The 17,562-nt window shown below is 69.6% G+C and carries 17 protein-coding genes, 1 tRNA gene and 1 pseudogene; 6 read left to right on the forward strand and 13 right to left on the reverse strand.

Annotated features, from left to right (window positions below; genetic code table 11):
• Positions 1 to 33: 33 nt before the first annotated feature.
• The 10 genes from hisF to hisS form a co-directional block, all read right to left on the reverse strand.
• On the reverse strand, positions 34 to 837 hold the full coding sequence (hisF, locus tag RG19_RS07755; RefSeq protein WP_058834779.1) for an imidazole glycerol phosphate synthase subunit HisF: 804 nt from the start codon (positions 835 to 837) through the stop codon (positions 34 to 36).
• Positions 837 to 1,598, reverse strand: coding sequence for a 1-(5-phosphoribosyl)-5-[(5-phosphoribosylamino)methylideneamino]imidazole-4-carboxamide isomerase (hisA, locus tag RG19_RS07760; protein WP_058834780.1), 762 nt, complete (start codon positions 1,596 to 1,598; stop codon positions 837 to 839). The genes hisF and hisA overlap by 1 nt, the downstream gene beginning before the upstream one ends.
• On the reverse strand, positions 1,595 to 2,194 hold the full coding sequence (gene hisH / locus RG19_RS07765; protein ID WP_058834781.1) for an imidazole glycerol phosphate synthase subunit HisH: 600 nt from the start codon (positions 2,192 to 2,194) through the stop codon (positions 1,595 to 1,597). Before hisH ends, hisA begins: the two co-directional genes overlap by 4 nt.
• Positions 2,194 to 3,420, reverse strand: coding sequence for a bifunctional histidinol-phosphatase/imidazoleglycerol-phosphate dehydratase HisB (gene hisB / locus RG19_RS07770; RefSeq protein WP_058834782.1), 1,227 nt, complete (start codon positions 3,418 to 3,420; stop codon positions 2,194 to 2,196). Before hisB ends, hisH begins: the two co-directional genes overlap by 1 nt.
• Positions 3,421 to 3,422: 2 nt before the next feature.
• Positions 3,423 to 4,499, reverse strand: coding sequence for a histidinol-phosphate transaminase (gene hisC / locus RG19_RS18190; RefSeq protein ID WP_058834783.1), 1,077 nt, complete (start codon positions 4,497 to 4,499; stop codon positions 3,423 to 3,425).
• Positions 4,496 to 5,818: a histidinol dehydrogenase gene (hisD, locus tag RG19_RS18195; protein ID WP_058834784.1), complete on the reverse strand. Its 1,323-nt coding sequence runs from the start codon at positions 5,816 to 5,818 to the stop codon at positions 4,496 to 4,498. The genes hisC and hisD overlap by 4 nt, the downstream gene beginning before the upstream one ends.
• On the reverse strand, positions 5,815 to 6,729 hold the full coding sequence (hisG, locus tag RG19_RS07785; protein ID WP_058834785.1) for an ATP phosphoribosyltransferase: 915 nt from the start codon (positions 6,727 to 6,729) through the stop codon (positions 5,815 to 5,817). The genes hisD and hisG overlap by 4 nt, the downstream gene beginning before the upstream one ends.
• A gap of 11 nt (positions 6,730 to 6,740) precedes the next feature.
• On the reverse strand, positions 6,741 to 7,067 hold the full coding sequence (locus RG19_RS07790; RefSeq protein ID WP_058834786.1) for a YerC/YecD family TrpR-related protein: 327 nt from the start codon (positions 7,065 to 7,067) through the stop codon (positions 6,741 to 6,743).
• A gap of 150 nt (positions 7,068 to 7,217) precedes the next feature.
• Complete coding sequence (locus RG19_RS07795; RefSeq protein WP_058834787.1) at positions 7,218 to 7,577, reverse strand: hypothetical protein; 360 nt, start codon at positions 7,575 to 7,577, stop codon at positions 7,218 to 7,220.
• An 11-nt stretch (positions 7,578 to 7,588) separates the two neighbouring features.
• Positions 7,589 to 8,986 (reverse strand): histidine--tRNA ligase, encoded by a 1,398-nt coding sequence (gene hisS / locus RG19_RS07800; protein WP_058834788.1) that lies wholly within the window; start codon positions 8,984 to 8,986, stop codon positions 7,589 to 7,591.
• A gap of 135 nt (positions 8,987 to 9,121) precedes the next feature.
• Between hisS and RG19_RS07805 the strand changes: the two genes are divergently transcribed.
• Positions 9,122 to 9,198, forward strand: a tRNA-Pro gene (locus RG19_RS07805).
• Positions 9,199 to 9,346: 148 nt separating this feature from the next.
• Here RG19_RS07805 and RG19_RS07810 read toward each other — a convergent pair.
• Positions 9,347 to 9,571 (reverse strand): hypothetical protein, encoded by a 225-nt coding sequence (locus RG19_RS07810; protein ID WP_058834789.1) that lies wholly within the window; start codon positions 9,569 to 9,571, stop codon positions 9,347 to 9,349.
• A 95-nt stretch (positions 9,572 to 9,666) separates the two neighbouring features.
• Between RG19_RS07810 and RG19_RS07815 the strand changes: the two genes are divergently transcribed.
• The 5 genes and pseudogenes from RG19_RS07815 (at position 9,667) to pgaD (ending at position 16,052) form a co-directional block, all read left to right on the forward strand.
• Positions 9,667 to 10,056 (forward strand): surface-adhesin E family protein, encoded by a 390-nt coding sequence (locus RG19_RS07815; RefSeq protein ID WP_058834790.1) that lies wholly within the window; start codon positions 9,667 to 9,669, stop codon positions 10,054 to 10,056.
• A 391-nt stretch (positions 10,057 to 10,447) separates the two neighbouring features.
• Complete coding sequence (pgaA, locus tag RG19_RS07820) at positions 10,448 to 12,475, forward strand: poly-beta-1,6 N-acetyl-D-glucosamine export porin PgaA (protein WP_162267058.1); 2,028 nt, start codon at positions 10,448 to 10,450, stop codon at positions 12,473 to 12,475.
• A gap of 14 nt (positions 12,476 to 12,489) precedes the next feature.
• Positions 12,490 to 14,351 (forward strand): annotated as a pseudogene (gene pgaB / locus RG19_RS07825) (poly-beta-1,6-N-acetyl-D-glucosamine N-deacetylase PgaB).
• 4 nt (positions 14,352 to 14,355) lie between these two features.
• Positions 14,356 to 15,612: a poly-beta-1,6-N-acetyl-D-glucosamine synthase gene (gene pgaC / locus RG19_RS07830; RefSeq protein ID WP_058834792.1), complete on the forward strand. Its 1,257-nt coding sequence runs from the start codon at positions 14,356 to 14,358 to the stop codon at positions 15,610 to 15,612.
• Positions 15,609 to 16,052 (forward strand): poly-beta-1,6-N-acetyl-D-glucosamine biosynthesis protein PgaD, encoded by a 444-nt coding sequence (pgaD, locus tag RG19_RS07835; RefSeq protein WP_238376604.1) that lies wholly within the window; start codon positions 15,609 to 15,611, stop codon positions 16,050 to 16,052. Before pgaC ends, pgaD begins: the two co-directional genes overlap by 4 nt.
• Positions 16,053 to 16,061: 9 nt before the next feature.
• Here pgaD and proB read toward each other — a convergent pair whose 3' ends face one another.
• Positions 16,062 to 17,225, reverse strand: a complete 1,164-nt coding sequence (proB, locus tag RG19_RS07840) for a glutamate 5-kinase (RefSeq protein ID WP_058834794.1) — start codon at positions 17,223 to 17,225, stop codon at positions 16,062 to 16,064.
• 21 nt (positions 17,226 to 17,246) lie between these two features.
• The gene (locus RG19_RS07845; protein WP_157515201.1) at positions 17,247 to 17,510 is read right to left on the reverse strand and encodes a YciI family protein; all 264 of its coding nucleotides are present in this window, start codon (positions 17,508 to 17,510) and stop codon (positions 17,247 to 17,249) included.
• Positions 17,511 to 17,562 lie beyond the last annotated feature (52 nt).

The raw sequence follows: 17,562 nt of genomic DNA on the forward strand, positions 1-17,562 counted from the left end.
GCGGCGGGTTGCGAAAAAGGCGCGGACGGCGGGCTACCAGGCGGCAACGATCTGCGAGGCGGACGGGCCGGGACGCACCTCGATACCGGCGTCATGCAGGAAGCGCTTCAGGTCGGCGATTTCGATCTGACCGCTGTGGAACACGCTGGCCGCCAGCGCGCCGTCGACATCCGCCGTCCCGAAGGCCTCGGCGAAGTGCGCCATCGCCCCCGCACCGCCCGAGGCCACCAGCGGCACCTGGCACGACGCACGCGCCGCGCGCAGTTGCGCGATGTCGTAACCACGTCGCACGCCGTCGTTGTCCATGCAGTTGAGCACGATCTCGCCGGCGCCCAGTGCCTGCGCCTCGACGATCCAGTCGAGCGTGCGCTTCTTCGGCGCCTGCATCCGGTCCGGGTCACCGGTATGGCTGCGCACCCGCCATTCGCCATCGGCCTCGAGGATGGAATCCACCCCGATCACCACGCACTGCACGCCGAACTCCGCGGCCAGTTCGCCGATCAGCGCAGGGCGCTCCAGCGCGGGGGTGTTGATCGAGATCTTGTCGGCACCGGCATGCAGGACGGTCCGCGCGGTGGCGACATCGCGGATACCGCCCGCCACGCAGAACGGGATATCCAGCCGGGCGGAGACCCGCTCCACCCACGCGACGTCCACCGTCCGTTGTTGCGGGCTGGCGCCGATGTCGTAGAACACCAGCTCGTCCGCGCCGGCATCGCGGTAACGCAGGGCGAGATCGACGATGTCGCCCATGTCGACGTGGTCACGAAAACGCACGCCCTTCACAACGCGTCCATCGCGTACATCCAGGCACGGGATCACACGACGCGCCGGCATCAGCCGTCTCCCCGCGCGAGCGCATCCGGCAATGTGAATCGCCCTTCGAGCAATGCGCGCCCGAGCACGAGCCCGCTGCAGCCCTGCGCCTGCGCGAGGACGACGTCCTCGATGCCCCGTACGCCTCCGGACGCCTGCAGTTCGAGTACCGGCAACGCGGCCCGGATGCGTGCGTACAGATCGAAGTTGGGACCGGTCAGCATGCCGTCGCGGCTGATATCGGTGCACAACAGATGGCGCAAACCGTGCGCGGTGTAGCGCGCGGCGAATGCGTCCAGCGTGCCGGCGGCCTGTTCGGTCCAGCCGTGCACCGGGAGGCGCCAGACGCCTTCCGCATCGGCACGGGTGTCGAGCGCGACGGTGATGCGGTCCGGGCCGAAGGCATCGAGCCAGTCGAGCACCGTCGCGGGCGCACGTACCGCCAGCGAGCCCACGACCACGCGTGCCGCACCGGCGGCGAGGATGCGCTCGACATCCGCCCGATCCCGGACGCCGCCGCCGGTCTGCACGCGCAGCGTCGTGGACGCGGCCAGCTCGCGCAGCAACGGTTCCAGGGTGTACCCCCCGGCCCGGGCGGCATCCAGGTCGACCAGATGCAGCCATTCGGCGCCTTGCGCCGCATACGCCTGCGCGAGTGCCAGCGGGTCGTCTCCGTAACGCGTTTCCTGGTCGTAGTCGCCCTGGCTCAGTCGGACGATGCGCCCGTTGCGCACGTCGATGGCGGGATACAGGGTGAGCCTTCGGATCGATGTCGTGCTCATGCGGCGTCCGCCAGGAGAAAGTTGCCCAGCAGCCTCGCGCCGGTCGCCGCCGAACGTTCCGGATGGAACTGCGCACCGGCGATCCGCCCCTGCCGCACCACCGCGGCGAACGTGCGGCCGTGCGCAGCCGAGGCGATGCAGGCATCGGTGACCGGAGCGGCGTAGCTGTGCACGAAGTAGGCGTAGTCGCTGTCACCGAAACCGGCCGTCAACGGGTCGTCGCGCTCGCGCTGCAACCGGCTCCAGCCCATGTGCGGCACGCGCAGGTCCGATGCGACCTCGAGCTTGCGCACCCGCCCCGGCAACAGACCCAGGCAAGGCGTGTCGTCTTCCTCGGAGTGTTCGAACAGCAGTTGCATGCCGACGCACACGCCGAGCAGCGGCTGGCGCAGACTGCGCAGCGTGTCGACCAGTTCCAGCGCGTGGAGCTGGCGCATCACCGTGGCCGCGGCGCTCACGCCCGGCAGGATCACCCGGTCGGCACGACGGATGGCATCGGCATCGCGGGTCAACTCGGGCTCGACCCCGAGCCGCTGCAACGCATAGCGCACCGAGCCCAGGTTGGCGCCCCCGGCATCGATCAACGCCACGCGCATCACAGCACCCCCTTGGTGCTCGGCAATTCGGCCCCTTCGCGGCGGACCGCCATGCGCAACGCCCGGGCGAACGCCTTGAAGCAAGCCTCCACCTTGTGGTGGTCGTTGTGCCCTTCGACCTTGAGGTTGAGATTGAGCGCGGCCGCGTCGCACACCGAGCGGAAGAAGTGCTCGACCAGTTCGGTCGGCATGTCGCCGACACGCTCGCGAGCGAAGCTGCCGTCGAAGACGAGATACGGACGGCCGCCGAAGTCGAGCGCCGCACTGGCCAACGTTTCGTCCATCGGCAGGACGAAGCCTGCGGCCCCGCGTGCCGCGCCGCCTTCCGCCGGGCGCGGCGTATCGGTGGGCGCACCCCCGATCGCGCGCGCGTCCACGTCGGGCCGCGCGGTGGGCGCAGCCTCGGAGGCTGGCGCGACCACGTCGTCGAAGCCGTACCGGGCGATGCCGCGCTTGTCGTCCAGCGCCGCTTTCAGCGCCTGGCCCAGGGCGATGCCGGTGTCTTCGATGGTGTGATGTTCGTCGATGTGGAGGTCGCCAACGGCCTCGATCTCGAGCGCGATGCCGCCGTGCTTGCCGATCTGGTCGAGCATGTGATCGAAGAACGGCAGCCCGGTGGACACCCGCGCATCGGCCCTGCGATCCAGGTCGACTGCGACACGGATCCTGGTTTCGCGCGTGTTGCGGACGACCTCGGCACGGCGTGGCGCGTCGGCGAGCTCGTGCGCGATCCCGGCCCAGTCCCAGTCGCCGCCGAACTGTGCGGTGCGCAGCTGGAATCCGCGGATCCCGAGATTGCGCGCGAACTGCAGGTCGGTCTCGCGATCCCCGACCATGGCCGAGCGGTCGAGATCGATGCCGCGGTCGCGCAGGTAGTGCTGCACCAGCCCCAGACCGGGCTTGCGGGTGGGCGCGTTGTCGGCCGGCCAGCTGCAGTCGATCAGGACCTCGCGGAACACGATGCCCTGGCTTTCGAACACCTGCATCATCAGCGCGTGCGGACCGTCGAAGCTTTCGCGCGGATAGGCCTCGCTGCCGAGTCCGTCCTGATTGGTGACCATGACGAACTCGAAACCCGCATCGCGCAGTCTCAGCAGCGCGGGGATCACCCCCGCGAACAGGCGCAGCTTGTCGTAACCGTCGATCTGGAAATCGGCGGGTTCCTCGATCAGGGTGCCGTCGCGGTCGAGAAAAAGGATCTTGGTGGTCGGGAGCTTCGAGGCCATGTTCAACGTGGTCCCAGGGTGGCGAGCGTGCGCAGCACGCGGTCGTTCTGCTCCGGCGTGCCGATGCTGATCCGCAGCGCATCGCCGAGTTGCGGTGCCGCACGCTGGTCGCGTACGACGATGCCGGCGGCCAGCAACGCCGCGAAGGCCGCATCGGCGTCCTCGAAGCGCACCAGCAGGAAGTTGCCGTCCGAGGGATAGACCCGGCGGATGCCGGGCAACGCGGGCAGCGCACTCGCCATGCGTGCACGCTCCACGCGCACGGCCTGGACGCGGGCCGCGGTGCGATGACGCGCATCCGGCGCCAGCGCGGCGCCCGCCAGGTCCGCGCACGGCGCGGGAATCGGATATGGGGCCTGGCAACGGCGCAGCACCGCGATCAGGTCGGCGTGCCCGATCACCGCCCCGATCCGGGCCGCCGCCAGCGCATGTGCCTTCGACAACGTACGCAGCACCACCAGGTGCTCGTGCCGATCCAGCAGCGCCAGTGCCGATACCTGCCCGGAGAACTCCGCGTACGCCTCGTCGATCACCACCAGTGCGTGTCCGCGCAAGGCATCGGCGATGCGGTCGACGGTCTCGATCGGCAGCGCCAGACCGGTCGGATTGGCGGGGGGGCACAGGAAGACCACGCGCACCCGCTCGGCCAGCGCCTGCTCGATCACCCGGTCGGCCTCCAGCGAGAAGCCGTCTTCGGTGTCGGTCAGGGGCACCTCGACCAGCGGGGCATCCTGCAGGCGTGCGCCCACCGCGTACATGCCGAACACCGGCGGCGTCACAAGCACGGCGTCCCGCCCGGCACGGCAGGCGGCCCGGATCAGCAGGTCGATCCCTTCGTCGCTGCCGCGTCCGACCAGTACCCGGTCCTGCGCGGTGCCGTACAACCCCGCGAGCGCCGTCACCAGGGCGCGCGGCTGCGGATCCGGATAGCGCCGGTTGCGATCGTCGCCGTCGGCGATGCTCGGCCACGGCGCCTCGTTGGCATTGAGCCAGTCCTCTCCCTGCAAGGACACACCGCGCGCGGAGCTGTAGCCGGCGAAATCGCGCAGCTCCTCGCGCAGCAGAGCCAGCACGCTCACCTGCCCGCCTCCAGGCGCAGGCGCACTGCATTGGCGTGCGCCTCGAGCCCCTCGGCTTCCGCGATCGCCACCGCATCCGGACCGATCGCGGCGATGCCCGCCGGTGTGGCCGCCTGGACGCTGATCGTCTTCTGGAACGCGCTCACGCCCACACCGCTCCAGGCATGGGCCGCGCCATCGGTCGGCAGCACGTGATTGGTCCCGCTGCAGTAGTCGCCGAGCGCCTCCGGCGTGTGGTCGCCGAGGAAGATCGAACCCGCGGACACCACCCGGTCCAGCCAGTCGCGCGGTGCGCGCAGTGCGAGGATTAAGTGCTCGGGCGCGTAGCGGTTGCTGATGGCGAATGCCTGCTCGAGATCGTCGACCTCGATCAGGCGCGAGCGCGACAGTGCCTGGCGTGCGATCGTCGCACGCGGCAGCACCTCGAGCTGACGCGCCAGCGCGCGCTCCACCGCATCGAGCAGCATCGGTGCGTCGCTGATCAGGATCACCTGCGAATCCGGACCGTGCTCGGCCTGCGACAGCAGATCGGCCGCGACGAAGTCCGCGTTCGCTCCGGCATCCGCGATCACCAGCACCTCGGAGGGACCCGCCGGGAGATCGATGGCGATGTCCCCGCTCTGCGCCAGTTGCTGCTTGGCCTCGGTGACCCAGGCATTGCCGGGGCCGAACACCTTGTCGCATTTGGGCACCTGCGCCGTACCGAAGGCCAGCGCCGCGATCGCCTGCGCGCCACCCAGCTTGAACACCCGGTGCACGCCGGTCAGCCGCGCGGCCACCAGCACCGACGGATCGGCACTGCCGTCGCGGCGCGGCGGCGTGCACAGCACCACCTGCGCGCATCCGGCCAGCCGTGCGGGCACGCCCAGCATCAACGCGGTGGACGGCAGCGGCGCGGTGCCGGCCGGCACGTACAGGCCCACTCGCGCAATCGGTCTCACGATCCGCTCGCATTGCACCCCGGGTGCGGTCTCGACCCGATAGGCGCTGGCGCCGCCGGGCGCATGGAAGGCCTCGATGCGCGTCGCGGCCCGCGACATCGCCTCGCGCAGCGGCGCCGGCACCGCCGCCTCGGCGGCCGCGAACCCATCCGCGTCGACCTCGAAGGCGTCGAGATCGACGCCATCCAGACGCCGGCCGAGCGTCCGCAACGCCGCGTCGCCGGCCTCACGGACCTCGTCGACGATGGCCGACACCGCACGTCGCACGGTATCGGCATTGCCGCGCACCGGCCGCGCCAGCGCCTCGTCTCGCGCGCGCGACGACAGGCTGGCCCAACGCACCCGCCCCGCGCCGTCGTTCTGCGGCAGGCCGCTCATGCCAGCGTCCTCTCGACCGGCAGCACCATCAGTCCGCGGGCGCCGGCCCCACGCAGTTCTTCCAGCCGCTGCCAGGTCATCGCCCCATGACACAAAGCCTGCAGCGCCAGCGTGTCCTGGCCGTCGACCCGCATCACCGTCGGCGCCTCCGCATCGGGCAGCAACTGCAACAGTCGCGATACCGCGTCGGGTTGCGCCTGGAACATCAGCAGGCGACTGTCCCTGAGTCGCATCACGCCGTCCATGCGACGCAACAGCAATGCCATCAGGTCCGCACGCGCATCGGCGAACGCGCGCGTGGGCCCTGCCAGGACCGCCTCGCTGCGCAACAACGTCTGCACGGCCTTGAGCTGGTTGGCGGCGAGCGTGGCACCGCTGGAGACCAGATCGCAGATCGCGTCGGCCTGCCCCAGGCGCGGCGCGATCTCCACCGAACCCGAGAGCACCACCACATCCGCCTGAACCCCCTGCTCCGACAGCCAGGCGCGGACCAGGTGCGGATAGCTGGTCGCGATCCGGCGACCGGCGAACTGCTCCGGGCCGGTCCACTCCCACTCGTCGGGCACCGCGATATCGAGCCGGCAGCCGCCGAACCCGAGCGCACGCAACTCGCGCGCGACCTCGGCCAGGCCGGACGCCTCGCGCTCGGCGGACTGCTCGGCCAGCACGTTACGGCCGACGATACCCAGATCGCACACGCCGTCGGCGAGCAGCCCGGGAATGTCGTCGTCGCGCACCAGCAGAAGATCGATAGGCAGGGTTTCGCCGTAGCAGAACAGGCGGTCGCGACTTTCGCGGAAATCCAGTCCGCAGGCGGTCAACAGCGCGCGCGAGGGCTCGCCGAGACGTCCGCTTTTCTGGATGGCGATGCGCAGACGATCGCGCACCGCGGAGGCGGCGGGAGGGCTCATGGCGGTCCGGGTCAGTGAGAGGGAACGAGGTGAGGAAACCGGCGACGGGCAGCTGCGGCATAGCCGCCATCGCCATGGCTCAAGCTGCGGGCCACACGGCCGACGGTGGTCACGCTCACGCGCGTGCGCTCGTGAATCTCGCGGTACGGCACGCCTTCGAGCAACAGCGGTACCACCTTCCAGCGCTCGGACAGGGCCTCGAGCTCGGCAGGCGTACACAGGTCGCGCAGAAACGCGGTGATGTCCTCCGGCTTGTCCAGCGCGGCGAACGCCAGCGCAAGTCCCTCCAGGGCATTGGCGGCTTCGCTGCTCGGTACGGGTTCGGGACGCTGTTTCATTGATCCAATGTATTAACGCGTTAGCACATTATGCACGCGGGCCCTGGCGGGTCAATGCCCGCAGGCGTGTCGATTCAGGTCATCGGGAGGGATGTGGCGCGTTCGCCGACTCGTCGAGCGCGCTGCGCCGGGCCTGCCGGGAAGAGGACCTCAGGGCGCCTCGCGCCAATGCGCCATCATCCAGCCCAGCGCGACGCCGACCAGCGCGCCCAGCACTTCCATCACCACGCGGGCGCCCAGCCCGTCCGGATCGTGGATGCGCTGCAGCACGATGCGGGCGTAGACCGGCGACTCCAGTCGCGCCACGCCCATGTAGAACAGGTTCCAGAGATCGATGCCGGCGCCGATCGCCACCGCCACGAGACAGGCCCAGCCGATCGAGTGCCCTGCACCCCAACGCCCGCGCCGGGCCAGTGCATGGAACACCGCGAACACCAGCAGGCCGATCAACAACGCGATCGCGCCCGCCTCGAGCGCGCCCAGCCAGCCCAGATGCAGGGGCAGATTCATCCGTCCCCCGATCAGCGCCCTGCCAGGGCGCGCGCCTGCTCGAGCTCGACCCGCAGCGCATCGGCGCATTCTTCGCGGGCGACTTCGAACTGCTGCTCGCGCTGCAGATCCTTGACCGCCACAACGCCGCGCGCGCGCTCGTCGTCGCCGGCGAGCACCACGAACCGGATCCCCGCTTTCGAGGCGTACTGGAACTGCTTGCCGAGCTTGCGCGGCTCCATCTGCATCTCGGTGTTGATGCCGCCGACACGCAGGCGACGCGCGATGTCGAGCGCATCGTCGAGCCCGGCATCGTCCATCAGCGCGACCATGGCCTGCACGCTGCTGGCCTCGATGCCGTCGATCAGCCCCGCATCGCGCAACTGGAAGAACAACCGGGTCAGGCCGATCGAAATGCCCACGCCCGGCAGCTTCGACTTGGTGTAGTGACTGGCCAGGTCCTCGTAGCGCCCGCCCGAGCAGATCGAGCCGATCTCGGGGTGGTCGGTCAACGAGGTCTCGTAGACGGTGCCGGTGTAGTAGTCGAGGCCACGGGCGATGGAGAAGTTCAGCCGGTAGGCCGACTCCGGCACGCCCAGTGCGCGAACCAGCTCCAGCACGTCGCGCAATTCGGCGGCACCGGCACGCAAGGCATCGCTGGCGGCCTCGCCGGCGTCGGCCAGTACCTGCTCGATCCGCGCCAGCGCATCGGCGTGCGAATCGGAGCGCACCTCGACGAAATCCAGAATGCGCTGCACCGTATCGGCAGGCAGACCGAAATCGGCCCCCGTGAGCGTCTCGCGGACGTAATCGGCGCCGCGCTTGTCGATCTTGTCGACCTCACGCAACACCAGCGCCTGCTGGTGCGCGTCCACCACGCCCTGCGCCTCGAAGAAGCCGCGCATCAGCTTGCGGTTGTTGAGCTGCACGGCGAACGCGCCGATGCCCAGTTCGGAGAACACCGCATGGATCACCGCCAGAATCTCGGCGTCGTAGCGGATGTTCAGCGCGTCCTTGCCGATGACGTCGATGTCGCACTGGTAGAACTCGCGGAACCGCCCGCGCTGGGCGCGTTCGCCGCGGTACACCCGCTGCATCTGGTAACGGCGGAACGGAAAGGTCAGCTCGTGTTCGTGCTCGGCCACGTAGCGGGCCAGCGGCACGGTCAGGTCGAAGCGCAGGGCGAGTTCCGGCAGGCCTTCGCCCTCCTTCGCCAGCGCGCCGGTGGATTGCACGAAATACACCTGCCGCTCGGTCTCGCCGCCGGACTTGGTCAACAGCACGTCCGACAGCTCGAATGCCGGCGTTTCCACCGGCAGGAAGCCGAAGCGCTCGTAGTTGCGGCGGATCACGTCCAGCATGCGCTGGAAGGCGATCTGCTCGCGAGGCAGCAGTTCCATGACCCCGGCGGGGGTACGCGGCTTGATCAAGGGGCACTCCGGGATGGGGCGTGGGAGGGTGCGACAGTTTAGCGGCTCGCCCGGCCCCGATCCGCCCGATCTTTCCGGAATTCGCACGCCCCCCTTGCCGAGCGGCCCAGACCTCCCTAAAATGCGCGGCTCAGTCGGGGTGTAGCTCAGTCTGGTAGAGCGCTACGTTCGGGACGTAGAGGTCGCAGGTTCGAATCCTGTCTCCCCGACCAACAGAATCAGCTGTTTCGGAAAAAGCCGGCCTCGCGCCGGCTTTTTTCGTTGCCGCTCCTGGCGACAGCGCGGACGTGACGGCATCGCGTTTCCGCCGCCGGCCCCGCTGCGACGGCCGAGCCTCGATGCCGGCCGCGACCATTGCGCTCAGCCTGTCGCCGGATCGTCCGGGATCAAGCCCGCGTCCGCGAGCATGTCGTGGACGCGCTCCTGCACATAGGCATCGTGCTCGGCGGGCACCCGGCTGGCGAAACGCCGGAGTTCCTCGGAGAACACCGTCAGCACCTCGTCCTGCGGCACTTGCTGCGCCAGTGCACGCAGCCGCGACGCGAGCCGTTCGAGTTCGTCGTCGATGTCGGATCTGGAATCCATGTCGCCATCCTGGCGTCGCGTCCGTTAGAGCGATGTCTGCGGGCCCTTCGGAGGCCTACACTCCCGGCGTGCCTTCACCCGACACGGAGCATTGGATGCGCATCACATGCTGTCTGATCCTGGGCCTGGCCGGTGCCACCGCGGCGATGGCCCAGGAGCGCTGGCTGTACGTGACCAGCACGCCGTCCGAAACCGTGGTCGAGATCGAACGCGGCACGATCACCGGCACGGCCGAACGGATCCAGGTCAACGTGCGCTATGTCTTCGCCGCGGATCAGGCGCGCATCGTCTCCGGGCAGGCGGCGCACCAGGCGATCGCACTCAACCTGATCGATTGCGAGGCCCGCACGTCGGCGGTGCTGGATTCCACCTGGCTCGATCGCGCGGGCCGTACCGTCGCCCGACAGAGCTATCTTGCGCCGCCACCGGAGGCGATCCGCACCGGCAGCACCATGGAAGCGGTCGCCGAACAGGTCTGCGACTGATCCACGCGGCGTCCGGTCGCGATGCGCCATTGGTTGACCGGCATCCATGTCGATGCCTGAAAGCGTGCGCGTCATGCATGTCTCCGTACGACGACACCGATACCGAACCGCGAGGCGGTCGGTGGCGGCAACGGGCTGTTCCCGCCGCACCGATCGCCGTGCCGCCCGTGCCTGAACGCGCTCACCCTTTTCACACCTCGCGCCCACGCGGAATGAACATTCGCTCGCGCAAATTCGGCGCGCAGTTTTTCGCAGCAACGTCGATGCAGGGGTCGGCGGCGCACGTCTCTCCCACCGTTGTCAGACCCTTCCTGTGCCGACGAATCCAATTCCGCGCGCCCGCGGTGCGCTCGCCACGCTTGTCATTTCGCTTTCCACTCCGCTGATGGCCATGGGTGCACCGCACCCGACGCAGGATGTCGCGATCGCACGCCCGGCGGCGCCACCGGCCGATCCCGCCACCGCCCTGCAAGACCATCCATCCCCGCAGACGGAGCATCCGGCTGCCGCGCTGGCCGATGCGCAAGCCCGCCTGGATGCTGCGCCCGGCGACGACGACGCGTTTCGCGCCCTGATCTTCGCGCTGGCCGACCTCGGCGCCTCGGCACTCGCGGCCGAGCACCTGGCGCAACGCCCGCATCTGTTCGCGGATCATGAGCGCGAACGCCTCGAAGGCGACGCGATCGCCCGACGTATCGGCTGGGCCAGGATTCCCGCAGCACCCGATACGCCCCGACTGGCCGCCTCGCGCGCGGCCCTCGACGCCTTGGAGACGTTGCAGGCGAACGCGCCCCGACAGACGCGATGGGAGCGTACCCGCCTGCAGATCGACGCACTCGATGCGCTCAACCACCTGCAGCGGCATCAGGAGGTGGTCGACGGGTACACGCACCTCGTCGAAGCGGGCATCGATGTCCCGGCCTACATCCTGCCCGCCGTGGGCGATTCCCTGCTCGCACTGCGACGCCCGGAGGATGCAGTCGCGGTGTTGGAAACCGCGTTGCGGCATCGTCCCGACGACGTCAACACCCGCATCCTGCTGGCCTACGCCTGGCTGGAGAGCGAACGCTTCGATCTCGCGCTGCCGGCGTTCCAGGCCATCGCCGACAGCCAGCCGGCCTGGCCGCGACGAACCGATGCGGAAACCGGATACGAAAACTGGGATCGCTTCGATGCCGACCTCAATCTGGCGCTTGCGCATTCGTACGCCAACGACCACGCGCAGGCCGAGCGCCTGCTGGCGTCGCACCTCGGCATCGGCCCCGGCAACACCGCCCTGCAGACCGCATTCGGCGCCGTGCAGTCGCGTCGCTCGCGTCCTGCCGCGGCGCTGGAGCGCTACCGGATGGCGCTCACACGCGATCCTGAGAGCCGGGACGCCCTCGCCGGCCAGGTCGACGCGCTGACCGCTCTCGACCGGATCGGCGCGGCGCGCGATGCGCTGACGCACCTGCAACGCCTGCATCCCGAGGATCCGCGCACGCCGCGAGTTGCGCGGTCCCTGGAACGGCACCGAGGACCGCAACTCGCGCTGACCTATGCACGGGGCCGCAATTCCGCGCCCGGGCAGAACACGGCCGCATCGCCCCTGGGCAGCCGTGACGGCGGGCGGCGGCTGGAAGCGCGCTCGTCGCTCATCGCCGATCGCTGGCGGGTCGGCGTGGTCGCCGGCGACGACTGGGCGGATTTCGAGGATGGCCGCATCCGGCATCGCGGCACCGGCGTCGGCGGCTGGTACCGCCATGACCGGCTGTCGGCGGCCGCGACGGTATCGCGTATCGACGATAGGTCCCGGCATGGCTCCACTGCCTGGACGGCCGAAGCCGACTGGCGTTTCAGCGACGCATGGCGTGGCGGGGTTCGCGTGGCACGGCAGGATCCGGAGGCCTCGCTGCAGGCACGGCGTGCCGGCGTGACCGCCGACAGTCTCGGCGTATCCGCGCGATGGACGCCGCACGATCTCGTCACCGTCGGGGCGAGCGCCGCCCGCCTGCGTTACGACGACGGCAACCGTCGCGACCAGTTCGCGTTGGATGCGCGCCGCCGTCTGCTCACCCGGCCCCACCTCTGGGTCGACGCACTGGGTTCGACCTATGCCAGCCGCGGCTCGCTGGGCGAACAGGCGACGTACTTCAATCCAGAGCGCGACGTCTCCGCGCAGGCCGGTCTCGGGATCGAACACATCGTCTGGCGACGCTACGAGACGGCGCTCCGGCAGCGCCTCGAGCTGACCGCCGGCCCGTATCGCCAACGTGGCTTCGGGACCGCTTTGGTGCCCGCGATCGGCTACCGACATCGCTGGCAACGCGAGAGCGGCAGCCTCGAGTACGGCGTCGCCTGGTCGCGTCCGGTCTACGACGGAGTCCGCGAGCACCGCGTCGTCGTCGACGCGGCCCTGCACTGGGGAGGTGCGCCATGATGCGCGCGTTGCTGATGCTGGTCTTCGTCGGACTGGTGCTGGCATGCACGCCGGTGCGGGCGTCGCTGCTGGTACTCAGCTACCACGACATCCGCGACGACGTGGCCGCGAAGGGCGATCCCGATCCGTATGCGGTCTCCACCACGAACTTCGCCCAGCACCTGGACTGGCTTCACACGCACGGCTACACGCCGGTCAGCGTGCAACAGGTGCTCGATGCGCGCGCCGGCGATGCCACGCTGCCCGAGCGCGCGGTCCTGCTGACCTTCGACGACGGCCTGCGCAGTGCGTACACCCACGTGTTTCCGCTACTGCGCGCCTACGGCTTTCCCGCACTGGTCGCACCGGTCACCGGCTGGGTCGACCTGCCGGAAGACCGCTCGGTGCCGTACGGCCCACGCGATTTCGACGCAGAGGATTTCCTCACTTGGGCGCAGCTGCGCGAAATGCGCGACAGCGGCCTGGTCGAGATCGCCTCGCACAGCCACGACCTGCATCGCGGCGTGCCGGGCAACCCGTTCGGCAACCAGATGCCGGCCGCCACCACCCGGATCTGGCACGAAGCCGGCTACGAATCCGATGCCGCATGGGAGGCGCGTATCCGTGCCGACCTGCAGGCCAGTCGGGATCTGATCGCCCGCCACACCGGCGCCGCGCCGCGCGTGATCGTCTGGCCGTACGCGGCCTACAACGACGTCGCCAACGGCGTGGCCGCGTCATTGGGCATGACGCTTTCCTTCGACCTGGAGGGGCGCGCGCAGGCCGGGGATCTCGGCCAGCAAGGCGAGACGCGCGTGGAGCAGGTCTCGCTCGACAGCCTCGCCCGCCTGCTCATCCACCGCAACCCCGACGTGCGCGACCTGGCCGGCGAGCTGCGCCGCGATCTCTCCCTGGACGGCGTGCGTGCGATCCAGGTCGATCTGGACTACGTCTACGACGACGACCCCGCACAGACCGCACGCAATCTCGACGTGCTGGTGCAGCGCATCCAGGACATCGGGCCGAGCCACGTGTTCCTGCAGGCCTTCGCCGATCCCGACGGCGACGGCGCCGCCGATGCGCTTTACTTTCCCAACCGGCACCTGCCGATGCGCGCCGACCTGTTCAACCGCGTCGCCTGGCAACTGCGCACGCGCGCCGGCGTGCGGGTGTTCGCCTGGATGCCGGTGTTGGGCTACGTGCTGCCGGATGCCGAACTGCAGGCCGCGCTGCGCATCGACGCGCACGACCCGGCGGAGATCCCCAGGCTCGATCCCGGCGATCCGCGCACCCGGGCCCTGGTCGCCGACCTTTACGAAGACCTCGCACGTCATGCCGCGTTCGACGGCTTGCTGTTCCACGACGACGCCTACCTGCGCGACGACGAGATCCCCGGCTACGCCGGCGGCGATCCGGCGCAGCGGACCCGGCGCTGGTCGATTTCACCCAGGCGCTGCGGACGGCGGCGCAACGCTGGCGGCCGAAGCTGGTCACCGCACGCAACCTGTTCGCGCGACCCGTCCTGGAGCCGGATTCCGAAGCCTGGTTCGCGCAGCGTCTGGACGCCTTCAACGCGGCCTACGACTACACCGCGCTGATGGCGATGCCGGCCCTGGAGGCCGCCGACGATCCGGAACGCTGGATGCGCGCGCTGGTCGATGCGGTGGCGGCCCACCCTGGAGGCCTCGCAAGAACGCTGTTCGAACTGCAGACCGTGGACTGGCGTACCGCGCAACCGATCGACGGCGACGTGCTGCGGGCGCAAGTGCGTGCGCTGCAGGCGGCAGGCGCCCGTCACCTCGGCTATTACCCCGACGACTTCATCGGCGATACGCCGTCGCTGCCGGTCGCCCGCGAGGCGATGTCCGCGCGCGAATTCCCCTACCTGGAGCGCTGAGTCGATGTCGTCGAGCCAGTTCGTCGCGTGGGTCTTCAACTTCGCGTTCTACTACCCGATCGTCATGGCCTTCATGTGGATGACCGGCGGGATCTACTACTACCGGCGTCGCGAGCGGAAGACCGCGCCCCCGGACGCACCGCCGCCGATGGCGAGCACCCCCTTCGTCTCGATCCTCGTGCCGTGTTTCAACGAGGAAGCGCACATCGTCGACACGATCACCGCACTGTCGATGCAGGTCTATCCCGATTTCGAGATCGTCGCCGTCAACGACGGCAGCCAGGACCGGACGCCGGAGTTGCTCAACGGCCTGGTGCCCGACCACCCGCGATTGCGGGTGGTGCATCTCGCGCAGAACCAGGGCAAGGCCAACGCGTTGCGCATCGGCACGCTCGCCGCGACATCGGAGTACCTGGTCTGCATCGATTCCGACGCCACCCTGGAGCCGCATGCGGTGCGCTGGATGGTCGGCCATCTGATCGACGGCCCGCGCGTCGGCGCGGTCACCGGCAATCCCCGCATCCGCAACCGCACGACGTTGATGGGACGCATGCAGATCGGCGAGTTCTCCGCGATCATCGGCCTGATCAAGCGCGCGCAACGCACCTACGGGCGGCTGTTCACGATTTCCGGGGTGATCTGCGCGTTCCGCCGCAGCGCGCTGCACGATGTCGGCTACTGGTCGGACCGGATGGTGACCGAGGACATCGACATTTCCTGGCACCTGCAGCTGGCGGCATGGGACATCCGCTACGAGCCGAACGCGCTGTGCTGGATCCTGATGCCCGAAACGCTGCGCGGGCTGTGGTCGCAACGCCTGCGCTGGGCCTGCGGTGGGATCGAGGTGCTGCTGCGCCACGGCCGTCGGGCGCTCACCTGGCGAGGTCGACGGATGTGGGGCGTCCTGGCCGAGTACGCGTTGAGCCTGCTCTGGGCCTACACGATGCTCGCGATCCTGCTGTTGTGGCTGTACGGGCGCGTCTTTCCGGTGCCTGAGATGCTGTACGTGGATACCATCCTGCCGCGCTGGCACGGCGTGGTGCTGGCCTTCGTGTGCCTGTTGCAGTTCGGCACCAGTCTGATGATCGAGCGCCGCTACGAACCCGACCTCGCCAAGCATTTCTACTGGGTGATCTGGTACCCCGTCGCCTTCTGGATGCTGGGCATGCTGACCACGGTGGTCGCCCTGCCCCGGACCCTGCTGCGCCGCGGACGGCAGCGCGCCCAATGGATCAGCCCGGACCGTGGAGCCCGCGCGTGAAGCACCCCATCATCATCGACCACAGCCGCTCCCGCGGCCCGAGCCGCCGACTCGCCTCCGGCGCACTCACCGCGACCGCCTGGCTGGTCTACGCCTGGCTGTGGGTGCCGCTGGTCACCGCGCTGGCCTGGCTGCTGGGACTGCGCACCGCTTACCTGCGTCTGTACCTGGACCAGAACGAGATCGACGCGTTCCTGCTGCTGTCGCTGCCGGTGATCGCGGTGATCTGTGCAGCAGTGCTGATCGGTTGGGCCGAATACAATCGCCTCCGCTTCGCCGATGCCGATCGCCGCACGCGGCGCGTGGACATCACCGCCGCGGCCGTGCGGCAGGCGCTCGGTGCGACCGATGCGCTCGCACGCAAACTCCGCCACGGCAGGATCGTCCACGTCGCGCTCGACGACGACGCCCGCCCGCAGGCCACGCGCGGCGGGCACTGAGCAGGCGGCTCAGACCAGGGCCAGATCGTCGCGGTGAATCACGTTGCCGCCGTAGTTGTAGCCGAGCACGACATCGATCTCGCGCGAATGCCGGCGCAGGATGCGGCGGATGTCGTCGGCCGAATACTGCACGACGCCGCGCGCGAGACGTTCGTCGCCCGCATCCCCCTGGCGGAAGATCTCGATCATGTCGCCCCGCCGGAACTCGCCGTGCACCGCGACGATGCCGCCCGGCAGCAGCGAGGCACCCCGCTCCACCACGGCATCGGCGGCGCCCGCGTCGATCACCAGCCCACCGCGCTCCGCGGGCGCGTTCTGCAGCCAGTGCTTGCGCGCCGCCAGCCGGCTGCGCGCGGCGTGGAGCCGGGTCCCGTACAGGCGATCGCGGGCGAGGTGCTCGACCACCTCGACGCGCGTGCCGTTGAACAGCACCGTGGCGATTCCGGCCGACGCCGCACGCTGGGCCGCTTCGAGCTTGGTCCGCATGCCCCCGGTCCCGATCGCGCTGCCCGCGCCGCCGGCCGTGGCGAGCAGTTCCGCGCCGACGCGCGCCACCACGTCCACCGGGCGCGCGTCGGGATGGCGCCGCGGGTCGGCATCGTAGAGACCGTCGATGTCGGTCGCGATGAACAGCACGTCCGCATCCACCAGTGCGGCGACGATCGCGGCGAGATTGTCGTTGTCGCCCAGTTTGAGTTCGTCCACGGAGACGGTGTCGTTCTCGTTGACGATCGGCAGCGCCCGCTGGCGCAGCAGCGCCGCCAGCGTCGCCTTGGCGTTGAGATAGCGGCGGCGGTTGCGCAGGTCGTCGTGGGTCAACAGGATCTGGGCCACGGGACGCTCGAAGAACGCCTGCCAGAAGCCGATCAACTGGGCCTGCCCCAGCGCCGCCAGCGCCTGACGTTCGGAAATCGGCGCGTTCGCCTCGGCGCTGCGATGGGCGATCGCGCGCCCTGCCGCCACCGCGCCGGAAGACACCAGGACCACCTCGCGCCCGTCCGCCAGTGCAGCGGTGACGAAGTCCGCCAGCGCCTGCGCATGCCGCGGCGACAGGCCGCCGCCATCGGCGGCCAGCAGGCTGCTGCCCACCTTGAGCACCGCGCGCCGCCACGGCGGCAGGGCCTGCTCGGAGAATGCGTGTCCGGAAACCTGCGATGGGGGCGAAACGGTCACGGCGGCCTCGAGCGGGTCAGTTCATCGGGTGAGCCATTCGTGGACGTGCAGCTCGGAACTGGCCGTCGTGACCAGCGGGTCGGTCGCGACGATGGCCCGGGCCTGCTCCAGATCCTCGACATTACACAGGATGTACGCGCCACCGCTGCCGTCGGCGAAACCGCCGGTCAGCAGCAGTCGGCCCTCGGCCTGCAGCGCATCCAGAAACCGCCGGTGCGGGCCGACCGCGGCCGGATCGAACGTCGGCAGACGCATGGCGGTCACCAGGTACAACGTGCGCGTCACCGGCCGCTCCCCGGCGGCGGAGCGGCGATGCGGTCGCAATGGCTGCGGGATG

Origin of the sequence: Luteimonas abyssi (genome assembly GCF_001482195.1) — a bacterium.
Taxonomy (GTDB): Bacteria; Pseudomonadota; Gammaproteobacteria; order Xanthomonadales; family Xanthomonadaceae; genus Luteimonas; species Luteimonas abyssi.

What these genes read in the sequence shown, in the direction of transcription:
- hisF (WP_058834779.1), bottom strand. Translation starts at nt 837, where the DNA reads ATGCCGGCGCGTCGTGTGATCCCGTGCCTGGATGTACGCGATGGACGC.
- hisA (WP_058834780.1), bottom strand. Translation starts at nt 1,598, where the DNA reads ATGAGCACGACATCGATCCGAAGGCTCACCCTGTATCCCGCCATCGAC.
- hisH (WP_058834781.1), bottom strand. Translation starts at nt 2,194, where the DNA reads ATGCGCGTGGCGTTGATCGATGCCGGGGGCGCCAACCTGGGCTCGGTG.
- hisB (WP_058834782.1), bottom strand. Translation starts at nt 3,420, where the DNA reads ATGGCCTCGAAGCTCCCGACCACCAAGATCCTTTTTCTCGACCGCGAC.
- hisD (WP_058834784.1), bottom strand. Translation starts at nt 5,818, where the DNA reads ATGAGCGGCCTGCCGCAGAACGACGGCGCGGGGCGGGTGCGTTGGGCC.
- hisG (WP_058834785.1), bottom strand. Translation starts at nt 6,729, where the DNA reads ATGAGCCCTCCCGCCGCCTCCGCGGTGCGCGATCGTCTGCGCATCGCC.
- RG19_RS07790 (WP_058834786.1), bottom strand. Translation starts at nt 7,067, where the DNA reads ATGAAACAGCGTCCCGAACCCGTACCGAGCAGCGAAGCCGCCAATGCC.
- RG19_RS07795 (WP_058834787.1), bottom strand. Translation starts at nt 7,577, where the DNA reads ATGAATCTGCCCCTGCATCTGGGCTGGCTGGGCGCGCTCGAGGCGGGC.
- RG19_RS07810 (WP_058834789.1), bottom strand. Translation starts at nt 9,571, where the DNA reads ATGGATTCCAGATCCGACATCGACGACGAACTCGAACGGCTCGCGTCG.
- RG19_RS07815 (WP_058834790.1), top strand. Translation starts at nt 9,667, where the DNA reads ATGCGCATCACATGCTGTCTGATCCTGGGCCTGGCCGGTGCCACCGCG.
- pgaA (WP_162267058.1), top strand. Translation starts at nt 10,448, where the DNA reads ATGGGTGCACCGCACCCGACGCAGGATGTCGCGATCGCACGCCCGGCG.
- pgaC (WP_058834792.1), top strand. Translation starts at nt 14,356, where the DNA reads ATGTCGTCGAGCCAGTTCGTCGCGTGGGTCTTCAACTTCGCGTTCTAC.